Source organism: Citroniella saccharovorans, assembly GCF_035481615.1.
Taxonomy (GTDB): domain Bacteria; phylum Bacillota; class Clostridia; order Tissierellales; family Peptoniphilaceae; genus Citroniella; species Citroniella saccharovorans.
Window position 1 is genome coordinate 22,199 of the sequence record NZ_JAYKOT010000002.1, and the last position, 10,441, is coordinate 32,639.

Sequence of the window (10,441 nt, forward strand, 5' to 3'; positions counted from 1 at the left end):
GTTTTACCTCCTACTTATCCGTATTGTGATAATATCCAACTAATTTTCCCATTATCTTTATATCGCCAGTTTTTACTACTATAGGCGGGTAATTCCTATTGCAGGGTTGTAAAATTATTTCGTGCTCATTTATATAAATTTTTTTGAGTGTCGCTTCGTTATCTATAAGGACTGCCCCAACTTCGCCATTTTCAACCATTGGCTGTTGTCTTAGAAAAACAAGGTCGCCTTCGTGAATACCCATATCAATCATAGAATCTCCTTTTGCTTTTAGGCAGAAGTCGGCTTCTGGAAGGTTTTTATCTAACATAAAGTAGCCCTCATAGTTTTCTTCTGCGAAGATTGGTTCGCCACAGGCGATCGTTCCAAGAATTGGTATTCTTTTTAATTTGACGGGCATTATTACTCCTGGAATTTTTGATATGTCTATATCGTCAGATGGACTATCATTCCAGCCCATTAAGTAAGCTGGGGATACGTCTAAGGCTTTGGCAAATGCAGATATCTGGGATTGAGATAAATCTCTTTCACCTTTTTCTATTCTTGATATAGCACCTTTTGTTTTATATCCGGTTTTTCGTGCTAACTCCTCCTGTGTCATTGCTAATTCTTTTCTTCTCTCTTTAATCCTTTCATTTAACACTTATACTCACCTCCTTTATATTTATATAATTGATTATATACTAAAGTTGATTAAATGTCAATTAAAATTTACAAAAAAAAATTTTTTTAAGTTTTTAGTAAAAAATAGTTGACAAAATGAAAACTTGATGCTAATATAATCTTGTAGAAAGAAAAAAAGACAGGGAGGTGCAAAAATGACCGACACAATTGAGTTAAATTATAAGATAAAAGATAGCGGTTATAAATTACAATTTTTAGCTGACCAATTAAATATTAATCGTGCAACCTTATATAATAAAATTTATAATCGTAGTGAATTTTATGCAAAGGAGATTCAGCTTTTATCTGATTTATTAGATTTAACAAGCGAAGAAAGGGAGTCAATTTTTTTTAATAATAAAGTTGACAATTAGTAAACTAAACAGCAAAAAATATAAAGGAGTGTAAATATGAGAGATTTAAAAAGAGAAGAATTATTGGAAGTAGGGTTTAAGGAGAGTTCCTACTTGATGAACTTATTGCATTTTGACGTTGAAGTAAATGTTGGTGGTGTTGCTCGTTATTTTTTTAAATGGGACGAAAACAAACCTAGTCAAATTGATGTAGATGTGTTTTTTCCTAAATCAAATATAACTATAAGAGCAGAAGAAGTGTTACAAGGCTATATACCGATACCAGAGGCTGTGACCCAAAAATATAAGGAAATTATGAAGAAATTGGAAAAGTAAAGGGGGAAGTTATGGAATACAGAAGATTTGAGCTAAAAGATGATACAAAAGAAAATCGAGATAAATTTGAAAGGTTATTTGTTGAAAAAAATTTATCTCGAGAGGATGTAGTTTTTATTGTTGATCAAGTTCGTTTGAGTAATACTCTATTTAAAAAATAAGAAGGGAGAAATATATTGGAAAAATTCGAGGTTGGCGGGGTTTATCGTGATGATGATGATGGGGTTGAAATTGAAGTTTTAAAAAGGACTGAAAAAGAGATTTCTTATAGGTTTACCAGTCCTTGTTATTTAGAGATTGATACTAAAAGAATTTTTAGGAGAAGGATTAAAAATTATCATAAAGTCTCTGAGTGTGTGTTTTTAGATGACTACTGGTCTTTGCCATGTATTTATGCAGACAGGAGAGTTAATAGTTAAAGGAGGTAGAGGTATGGAAGATAAGTTAGTTTTAAAACCTAAGGACAAGCTTTTAATCGACACTAAGGAATTATGCCAAGTCCTAGGTATTGGAACAAACACAGCCAGGGAACTTATAAGAAAGCCAGATTTCCCAGTCTTGTATGTAGGAAATAGGGCTAGAGTTGTTGTTTCTAAGCTAGATAAGTGGTTGGAAGATAATGTGGGAGCTGATATTGGATGATGGAATCTTATAGAGAATGTGCAAAGAAGAGAAAAACTAAAAGAAGAAGGCATAGGATCCATGAATGTATCGTAAATTTGATTGAAGTTTTGGGAATCGTTTTAGGTATGGTTTTATCTATTGCTGCTATGCACTTCATTTTAAAGCTGGTATGGATCGTGTATGCGGTATATAAACTAAATTAGAGGAGGTGATTACAGAGATTTGAGATACAAGATAATTTCAAGTGGTTCAAGTGGAAACTGTGTGATTGTGGATGACATGATGTTTGATGTTGGAGTTCCTTATGGATCCATAAAAAAGGAGCTATATAAGATTAAGTATATTTTAATCACTCATACACACTCGGATCATATCAAGGTTAGCACTGTAAAGAAGATAAAAAAAGAGTTTCCCAGGATCAAGTGGATTGGAAATTGGGATATAGTCACCAAGGTAAAGCTTGATTACATGGTAGGTGATAGTACAGAGCTAAAATTCAAAGACAGGATTATACAATCTTTCCCCTGTGTTCACGACGTACCTTGCCACGGATACACAGTAAGAAAAGACGGAAAGTCACTTATATATGCTACTGACACTTGTAGCTTAGAGCTTGCACCAAAAGTAAAGTACGATTATCTTTTCTTAGAAAGCAACCATGATGAAAAGAAAATCGGGGCTATACAAGATGTATCAAAGAAACTATACGGCTACGACGCTTACAAGGGAGCTATGAGACACTTGAGTACACAGCAGTCAAAGGCTTTCTACTATATGTACAGGAAAGACAAAGAAAGTCTTTGGATTGAGCTGCACAAAAGTGAAAGATTTTATTGAGAAAAGGAAGTAAGAAAGGACCTTATAGGTCAGAAAATCAGAAAAGGAGGAATAAAGTTGGCAAACATAGAAGTTTTTGAACCTCAAGTCACTTTGACGAGAGGAGAAGTCAAGTTTCAAAGTTACGAAAAACTGAAATTAGAAGCTATGGAAATAGCGGGCTTCATAAGTCAAATGGAAGTCACAGATGAAAACGTCAAGACAGTTAAAAAAGTACTTGCACGAGTAAATAAGGCTGTAAAGCAACTAAACGACAGGCGAATTGAAATAAAAAAGGCGATTAACGAACCTTACGAGGTTTTCAACTCCCAAGTCAAAGAGATAGAAAGCATAGTCAAAGAAGCTGACGAAATTGTTAGAAGTCAAGTAAGAAACCTTGAAGAGCAAGAAAGACAAAAGAAGACTGAAGAGTTAAAAGAAATTTGGGACTTAAGAATTGCACAATATGACCTTGCAAGGATCTTTGACTTCGAGGACTGGTTAACTTCAAAACACTTAAACAAATCAGAGTCTATGTCAAAAGTCGAGAAAGACATGACAGACTTTTTAGAAAAGTCAGAAAGAGACCTTGAAGTTATAAGAAAGCACGAAGACTGCAACGAACTCATGCTTGTGTATAAAGAAGAAAAAGACCTTGCAATGTCACTTCAAATTGTATCAGAGAAGAAGAGGCTTTTACAAGAACAGGAAGAAATTTTAAAAGACAGTGAAGTTGAGAAGACAGAAAAGTTTATATTTGAAGTCTTTACAGAAAAAGACGCAAAACTTATAGAGTTATTGATGAAAGAAAATGATATCGATTACAGGAGGATATAATGGAAAATTTAAGAGAAGATTTAGAATTGATTGAAGTAGTATACGAGAATGAGAACAAGAAGGCAACTTTGACTTTTTTAGACGAAGAAAAAGGACAAGTACTTGAAGTTGCTTTCAATAAACAAATTTACGACAACGACAAGAATGAATATATAGACGACGAAGAAAAGGCTAAAAAAGTTGACGAATGGTGCAAAGAGTACTTTGAGACTACCTTTGACAAGCTTAGTGACTGCGTAGGAGTGAAAAAAGACGTTTACTGTTATGACAGATTTAATTCACTTTGGGAGTCAGTAGTTGTTGAAAAGTTTGACAAAGAAGATGAAGGTAAAATCTTTGAGACAACTATAAAAAGTATTGAAGACGACGGTAAAGGTGTTCATATTTACTTTGAGCATGAAGGAAAGTTATATGAAAGTAAGATGATGTATGCAGATTATATTGAAGTTAAAAAACAGTGGTTTACAAATCCTCAAAAGAAAGAACGTCAATACAAAAAATTTAAAGACAAATTCGGTGTTGAAGTCAAAGACGCTGAAAAGATTGTAGGTAAGAATATTATGGTTGAGGTTAAGGTAGCTTTTAAGAAGTTTACTTATGCAGAGATTAAAAAGCCTAAATGGGCGTAGGAGGTTATTATGGCAGAATTTAATATTAAAACACTGAATAAACTTTTTATTGACTGGATCGTGAGCGATCAAAGGTGTATTTTGTCAAAAGAAAATGAAACCAATAAAACTTTAGTCACAAACGGAATTGTAGGTTATTTTCTTCCTGAAAATGAAATTTTAATTGATCATCAAAGTGTCAATGAAAAAGGTTGTGGGGTTTTTGATAACTTCGAGTTCAAGAAACCTTTACTGGACACTATGACACTAGAAGAACATGGAGGAAAGCCTCTAAGAAAATTTATTTCTCAATATGATAATAAAGATAAAGACTTTGAGGTTTATGTAAATGATAAGTTGTTAAAACACTTTAAAGACTGTTACTTCTGGTCAATGGGACCAAAAAAACAAGTCCTTGTTACAAGAGTTATAGATGCTGACGGTCCCGCTGATGTGATTGGTTTTGTAATGCCAATAAACAGGAATTGGTAATGGATGACTTATTATTTTACGACATCGAGGTTTTCAAATATAACTCCATGGTAGTTTTTAAGAATATTGAGGGAGAAACTGTCAAAGTTTTTTCCTCTCACCTTGATGGACTTGGTGAATATCTAGATAAAGGACTAATTACAAAACAAGGTTTTGAAGACTTGGGGGATTTTATAAAAGATAAAACATTGGTTGGTTATAATAACCATTTCTATGACGATAAAATTCTTTATGCTATGTCAAAGAATTTACCTCAAAGCTTGATAAAGACCTGGAATGACTCACTTATACAAGGAAGGTCGGAAGTAGGTATCAAGAAGATTGAAAATTGTAGGACCATAGATTGCTTTCAACAAATAGATGTTTCTAAACCAAGTCTTAAAAAGGTTGAGGGAAACATGGGACTTAGTATTGTAGAGTCTAAAGTACCTTTTGACTTGGATAGAGTGCTTACTCCTAAAGAAAACCTGGAGACTTTGAAATACTGTGAGTATGATGTAGAGCAGACTATAAAAATCTACAAGATGAGGAAAGACTACTTCGAGAGTAAGAAAAAGATTGTAGACATGATTGAGGAAGAGAGATTAAGAGATAGGGCTTATAAATGGAATACTACTTCTATAGTAGGTCAAATCCTAAAACCTACAAGAAAAGCACCAAGTAGAAGACTTGTGAATGATGAATTACTGGAGCTTGTGCCAGGAGAAGTTGCTGATATGTGGCGACAGCTTGATACGACGATTGATTTTAAGTTTAAGAAGAAAAAGGTTATTGTACAGGAGTTCGGAAATGTAATTGAGTTTGGTTGGGGCGGTTTACACGGAGTTCCAAAAGGTTTTATCGAAAGAAAAGATGTAAGACTTGCTGATGTTAACTCAATGTATCCTAATATTTTGATTTTACTTGATGGACTTAAGGACAAGACGGAGTACTACAAAAGAGTACTGGATTATAGGTTGAAGTTAAAAGCAGAAGGTAGGAAAGAAGAGCAAGCACCTTATAAACTGATTTTAAACTCAACCTATGGACTACTCAATAACCAGTATAGTCAACTTAACAATCCTCACTTGGCTTACTCAATATGTATCTATGGTCAGATTAGCTTGTATGTACTGTCACAAAGACTAGCAAATATCGGAGCGGAGATAATCAACATTAATACCGATGGTGTCGGCTATGTATACAGTGGTACAGATGACGAGATTGTAAAAAAAGAGTGGGAAAAGGAGTTTGGACTTACTCTAGGGACTGACTACTTTAAAAGGTGGATACAAACTGACGTTAATAACTATATAGCTATCACGGATACAGATGAAGTTAAGACCAAAGGCGGTGACGTAAACAAGTACAAAAAGAACTTGTACTTTGCAAACAATGATATCAGGGTTGTGCAGATTGCACTTGTTGACTACTTGATACATGAAAAGCCTGTGCAAAATACGATAATAGAGAATTTGGATAATCCACTTTTATATCAGTACGTCTTAAAAGCTGGAAGCACCTTTCAAGGTACGGTCATAGCTGATGAACCTGACAAAGTGCTGAGCACAAAAGTTAATCGTGTCTTTGCAAAGAAGGGTAAAGGTGTGGAGCTGCTGAAAAAAAGACGTGATGGAGGACTTGTTAAGTATACGGATACACCAAAAAACATGTTCGTGTGGAATGGTGATGTAAGTGAAATAGAAAATTTTAAAGATCTAATAGATATTCAGTGGTACTATGATTTGACCATGAAAAATCTTGAACGCTGGAGGTGAGAAAGATAATTGTATGTGGAATACCTGGAAGGAGAAAAGCACGCAGCTATAGGAGCCGACGTGTCGGAAAGTTGTGAGGCTTTCAAAGACGCTGGTTGGATACTTGAAGATACTGATTATGTAATCGATATTGACACTCTACCAAAAGAGACGATAAAAGAGCTTATAAGTTTCTTTGGGATAAAGACTCAAGTTGTATGGACTCAGAGGGGTTGTCACTTGTATTTCAAGAAGCCTGATGATTTTAGAAGAGGAGCGAATAAGATTAGTCCTTTAGGTTTCAAGTATGAGATAAAGCATAAAGGAAATACACAGTCAGTGACGATTAAAAGAAATGGCAAGCTAAGAGATATTGAAAACTTCGGTATCAGAGAGGAAGCACCTTTCATCTTTAATACCAACAAAAGATTTGATGAGCTTGTAGGACTTGATGACGGAGAGGGTAGAAATAACGCACTTTTCAAGCTTAGGTCAAGGATTGGAACTCACAAAGACTGGAGAAAGATATTAGCTTTTGTCAATCAATATATTTTTGCACAACCTTTGAGTGATGAGGAGTTTTTGACCATTACAAGAGATGAGGTTGTAATTGCAGACAAAGACAATGAATACGAGATTGCAAGTTGGTTGATGGGAGAGCTTGATTTTCTACAGTACGGACAGAGGTTCTATTTCAAATTTGATGGTGGATACACACATGAAGAAAGTATCTTGAATAAATTGGTTTACAAAAAGGTTGGGAATCAGAGGACAAGGTATGTTGATGAGGTTATCAAGCAGATGAAATACAGGTGCAAGAAGATACCACAAGAAGCTATCTTTGATATCAAGTTTAAGAATGGATATTTGAGAGACGGAGAATTTACGGAGCTTGTGACTGAAGATTTTAGTCCTTATATGATTGGTGTGGAGTACAATCCTGAAGCGAAAGCTGTTGAGGTGGTGGATAAGTATATCGGTCACCTTACAGGTGGAGACAAGGATTATAGAGATTTACTGCTGGAAGTACTGGGACATACTCTCATAGTTAATGCTGAATTTAAAAGACTACTTGCAAAGTTTTTTATCTTTGTAGGTGACGGTGGAAATGGAAAAGGTACTTTGTTGACGATAATCAGAACAATACTTGGGACAAAAAATGTTACGGGACTTAGTATTGGGGAGCTATCAGATGAAAGATATTTTTCCAGTTTCAAAGGCAAACTTGCAAATTTAGGAGATGACCTGCAAGATCAGTCGATTAATGACAAGGATATGAAGATACTGAAAAATATATCGACTTGTGACTATATCGCTACACGGGAGCTATACAAAAGTGCAGAAAATATGTATTTTACGGGGAGTTTGATATTTACCAGTAATCATATATTGAAGTCCTGGGAAAAAGGCGAGAGTTATAAAAGACGTGTCATGTGGCTACCCATGTATTCAAAGGTAAAAAAGAAGGATCCATTGTTTATAACGAAGCTTACTACAGAAGAAGCACTGGAGTACTGGATAAAGTTAATTGTTGAAGGTTATTTCAGACTTTATGAAAATGGGAAGTTTACAGAGTCTGAAAGAGTAGAGAAATTTAACGAGGAGTATCACAGGGAGAATAATCCTGCACTGGAATTTGTAGAGGGTGCAAAACTTGAAGACTATGAAAACAAGCCACTAAGAGAAATTTACGACGCTTACAAAGATTGGTGTGAAGACAATGCAGTCAATTATTCATCAAATATGATAAAAGAAACACTCAAAAGTGTCTACGGTTTGAATAGTGGGATTAAGTGGATAAATGGAAAATCTACAAGGTGTTTTGTGAAATCCACAGATGAAGAATAGACCAAAACCTTACATTTTATTACAGCAAGGTTTGTAATTGTAAGGAAATGTAAGGAAATTGTAAGGATTAAAACGTTGAAATTTCATTACTTTAAGACATTTCCTTACAATCTTACAATATTTTTTAATAAAAGTAATATATTTTTTAAGACTTGTGTCATGTGAGTAATCTACGAAAAAAAAACTTTTTTGGCAATTTTACTGTAAGATTGTAAGGATTTCTTGTAAGTGTTGAAATCAAGCCAAAAAATCCTTACTTTTTGCTAAAACTAAATTGTAAGGAAATGTAAGGAAATTGTAAGGTGTTTCTTACAAGATGATTTTTAGGTAACAGTTGGTAACAGTTCAAAACGCTCAAACTGTTACCTCAAGAACGTTGGTGTTTCAACGGTATCAGGTAATAGGTAACAGTAGTAACACCTTTTCTTTAATAAAAGTAATATTATAAGATTCTTTGTTTACTGATACCAAAACAAACAATCTACGGAAAAAAGTTTTTTTGCTAAAATACTGTTACCACTGTTACCCAAGTGGTGTAAATGTTGAAATTTGAACATTTAATAGGGTAACAGTTGGTTGAAATATAGTGTTACCTCACTGTTACCTAAGTGTTATCTAAGTGTTATCTAAGTGTTATCTAAGTGTTACCTGTAACAAAAGGAGGAAAAAATGAGAATTGATGAATTAGAAAAAAGAGTACAAGATTTAGGAAGATTATACAACGTTGATTTAAGGCTTAGAAAAGGAATGAATTATATTTTCTTAGACAAATGCGATTTTGAAACGTGTCACGTTTTAGTTTTAGTAGGAACTAAACAAACATGCATTATAAACACGGATATGTTCCATTTTATTAATTTACCAGATGGGCTAAAGAATGAACTTATAGAAATACTTTCAGAGTTTGCAAAAACTCCGATTGATGAAAGGAAAGAAGAAAAGAAATATCAATACCAATTAAAAGACAAATATTCTTGGATACCAGAAGAAGAATCAAATATGTGGCACTTTCTAAACGTAAAACTTAATGGATGTAGCAATGAATATATTTTATTAAGTTCCGATAACAGCCCTTATTACAAAAATAAATTCACTGACAAGGAAATTAAAGAAGTGGCAGAAAAATATAATATCGACCTAAATATGTTCGATAAAATCGAGGTGGAAGATGAGTAAATGTAATTGTGAAAACTGTACTTGTGGCAATATAAGAGAACCTAAACACTACAAGCTTGATGGTCTTAATGTAGAAAGTATAGATGTTATAAAAGCAGTTTTAGGTAAAGATGGATTTAAAAGTTTTTGTATTGGGAATTGTTTGAAGTACTTGATACGTGCAGAGAAGAAAAATGGAGAAGAAGATTATAGGAAGTGTGGAGTTTATTTGGATTGGATTTTGGAGGGATAAAAATGGAAAATATCAATATTGACAGAATTGGCAATGATTTGGCAGACGCCTATGAAGAAGGTTATCAACAAGGAGTTAAAGAAAATAAAGAAAATAATAAAAAATTAAGAAGTTTGCAAGATATTATAGCTAGAGATGCTGTAAGAAGAAGGGAAAAAGTAATTGCTGTAGACTCTAAAACATTTGAAAATATTATAGGTAAAGAGGTTAGGTTAATGCTTACAAGTGAAATACTAAGTGAAATAAATGAAGATATTAGAAAGTATAGAGGATATTAAAATGCAAGACTTAATTAAAAAAATAGAGCGGTGGGCAATAGACAGAGAACTAGACAAGACGGCGGAAGAAATGGCGGAGTTAATAATTGGGATATCAAAGGACAATATCGAAGGTATCAAAGACAGTATAGGCGATGTTTTTGTGACGTTGGTTATTGGTAATATGATTGATGAGAAATTGGATATAGAAAAATATTATAAATATGCAAAAGAAGATTTAAATCGTAGAGACATTGAAGACGATAAAAGAGCAAAGATATTTGGTTTAGCTCAAGATATGATGGAAGTAATCAGGGACGAATACTATTATGATACTTTATTTCATACGCTAGTAGACTTAGTTGAAATTGCTGAAATTCACAATTTGAAATTCACTGACTGTGTGGAGAGTGCTTATGATGAAATCAAGGACAGGAAGGGAAAGACTATTGATGGATGTTTC

The 10,441-nt window shown here is 33.8% G+C and carries 16 protein-coding genes; 15 read left to right on the top strand and 1 reads right to left on the bottom strand.

Going from position 1 to position 10,441, the window contains the following annotated elements; genetic code table 11:
• Positions 1 to 10: 10 nt before the first annotated feature.
• Positions 11 to 643, bottom strand: a complete 633-nt coding sequence (gene lexA, locus VLK81_RS02415) for a transcriptional repressor LexA (RefSeq protein ID WP_324618958.1) — start codon at positions 641 to 643, stop codon at positions 11 to 13.
• Between the two features lie 175 nt (positions 644 to 818).
• Here lexA and VLK81_RS02420 point away from each other — a divergent pair, with 175 nt between their 5' ends.
• From VLK81_RS02420 to VLK81_RS02490, 15 genes are all read left to right on the top strand, one after another.
• The gene (locus VLK81_RS02420) at positions 819 to 1,037 is read left to right on the top strand and encodes a toxin-antitoxin system, antitoxin component, Xre family protein (protein ID WP_324618959.1); all 219 of its coding nucleotides are present in this window, start codon (positions 819 to 821) and stop codon (positions 1,035 to 1,037) included.
• A 36-nt stretch (positions 1,038 to 1,073) separates the two neighbouring features.
• Positions 1,074 to 1,352: a Rossmann-fold NAD(P)-binding domain-containing protein gene (locus tag VLK81_RS02425; RefSeq protein ID WP_324618960.1), complete on the top strand. Its 279-nt coding sequence runs from the start codon at positions 1,074 to 1,076 to the stop codon at positions 1,350 to 1,352.
• A gap of 11 nt (positions 1,353 to 1,363) precedes the next feature.
• Positions 1,364 to 1,513 (top strand): hypothetical protein, encoded by a 150-nt coding sequence (locus VLK81_RS02430; RefSeq protein ID WP_324618962.1) that lies wholly within the window; start codon positions 1,364 to 1,366, stop codon positions 1,511 to 1,513.
• Between the two features lie 15 nt (positions 1,514 to 1,528).
• A complete protein-coding gene (locus VLK81_RS02435) occupies positions 1,529 to 1,771 on the top strand; it encodes a hypothetical protein (protein WP_324618964.1) in 243 nt (80 codons plus the stop codon).
• A gap of 13 nt (positions 1,772 to 1,784) precedes the next feature.
• Positions 1,785 to 1,994 (top strand): helix-turn-helix transcriptional regulator, encoded by a 210-nt coding sequence (locus VLK81_RS02440; RefSeq protein ID WP_324618880.1) that lies wholly within the window; start codon positions 1,785 to 1,787, stop codon positions 1,992 to 1,994.
• 204 nt (positions 1,995 to 2,198) lie between these two features.
• Entirely contained in the window at positions 2,199 to 2,813 is a 615-nt protein-coding gene (locus VLK81_RS02445; RefSeq protein ID WP_324618966.1) for an MBL fold metallo-hydrolase, read from the top strand.
• A 93-nt stretch (positions 2,814 to 2,906) separates the two neighbouring features.
• Positions 2,907 to 3,629, top strand: coding sequence for a DUF1351 domain-containing protein (locus VLK81_RS02450; protein ID WP_324618967.1), 723 nt, complete (start codon positions 2,907 to 2,909; stop codon positions 3,627 to 3,629).
• Positions 3,629 to 4,258 (top strand): hypothetical protein, encoded by a 630-nt coding sequence (locus VLK81_RS02455; protein WP_324618969.1) that lies wholly within the window; start codon positions 3,629 to 3,631, stop codon positions 4,256 to 4,258. Before VLK81_RS02450 ends, VLK81_RS02455 begins: the two co-directional genes overlap by 1 nt.
• A gap of 9 nt (positions 4,259 to 4,267) precedes the next feature.
• Positions 4,268 to 4,729 carry a hypothetical protein gene (locus VLK81_RS02460; protein ID WP_324618971.1) on the top strand — a complete coding sequence of 154 codons (462 nt, stop codon included), beginning with the start codon at positions 4,268 to 4,270 and terminating at the stop codon, positions 4,727 to 4,729.
• Positions 4,729 to 6,486, top strand: coding sequence for a hypothetical protein (locus tag VLK81_RS02465; protein WP_324618973.1), 1,758 nt, complete (start codon positions 4,729 to 4,731; stop codon positions 6,484 to 6,486). The genes VLK81_RS02460 and VLK81_RS02465 overlap by 1 nt, the downstream gene beginning before the upstream one ends.
• Before the next feature lie 15 nt (positions 6,487 to 6,501).
• Entirely contained in the window at positions 6,502 to 8,313 is a 1,812-nt protein-coding gene (locus VLK81_RS02470) for a DNA primase family protein (RefSeq protein WP_324618980.1), read from the top strand.
• A gap of 669 nt (positions 8,314 to 8,982) precedes the next feature.
• Positions 8,983 to 9,489 (top strand): hypothetical protein, encoded by a 507-nt coding sequence (locus VLK81_RS02475; RefSeq protein ID WP_324618975.1) that lies wholly within the window; start codon positions 8,983 to 8,985, stop codon positions 9,487 to 9,489.
• Positions 9,482 to 9,721, top strand: coding sequence for a DUF3310 domain-containing protein (locus tag VLK81_RS02480; RefSeq protein WP_324618977.1), 240 nt, complete (start codon positions 9,482 to 9,484; stop codon positions 9,719 to 9,721). Before VLK81_RS02475 ends, VLK81_RS02480 begins: the two co-directional genes overlap by 8 nt.
• Positions 9,722 to 9,723: 2 nt before the next feature.
• On the top strand, positions 9,724 to 9,999 hold the full coding sequence (locus VLK81_RS02485) for a hypothetical protein (RefSeq protein WP_324618978.1): 276 nt from the start codon (positions 9,724 to 9,726) through the stop codon (positions 9,997 to 9,999).
• A gap of 70 nt (positions 10,000 to 10,069) precedes the next feature.
• Positions 10,070 to 10,441, top strand: a 372-nt coding sequence (locus tag VLK81_RS02490; protein ID WP_456151806.1) for a hypothetical protein, incomplete at its 3' end; no start/stop codon positions are given.

Bases quoted from the DNA above. Each gene is read 5' to 3' on its own strand.
- VLK81_RS02420 (WP_324618959.1), top strand. From the start codon at position 819: ATGACCGACACAATTGAGTTAAATTATAAGATAAAAGATAGCGGTTAT.
- VLK81_RS02425 (WP_324618960.1), top strand. From the start codon at position 1,074: ATGAGAGATTTAAAAAGAGAAGAATTATTGGAAGTAGGGTTTAAGGAG.
- VLK81_RS02430 (WP_324618962.1), top strand. From the start codon at position 1,364: ATGGAATACAGAAGATTTGAGCTAAAAGATGATACAAAAGAAAATCGA.
- VLK81_RS02440 (WP_324618880.1), top strand. From the start codon at position 1,785: ATGGAAGATAAGTTAGTTTTAAAACCTAAGGACAAGCTTTTAATCGAC.
- VLK81_RS02455 (WP_324618969.1), top strand. From the start codon at position 3,629: ATGGAAAATTTAAGAGAAGATTTAGAATTGATTGAAGTAGTATACGAG.
- VLK81_RS02460 (WP_324618971.1), top strand. From the start codon at position 4,268: ATGGCAGAATTTAATATTAAAACACTGAATAAACTTTTTATTGACTGG.
- VLK81_RS02465 (WP_324618973.1), top strand. From the start codon at position 4,729: ATGGATGACTTATTATTTTACGACATCGAGGTTTTCAAATATAACTCC.
- VLK81_RS02475 (WP_324618975.1), top strand. From the start codon at position 8,983: ATGAGAATTGATGAATTAGAAAAAAGAGTACAAGATTTAGGAAGATTA.
- VLK81_RS02480 (WP_324618977.1), top strand. From the start codon at position 9,482: ATGAGTAAATGTAATTGTGAAAACTGTACTTGTGGCAATATAAGAGAA.
- VLK81_RS02485 (WP_324618978.1), top strand. From the start codon at position 9,724: ATGGAAAATATCAATATTGACAGAATTGGCAATGATTTGGCAGACGCC.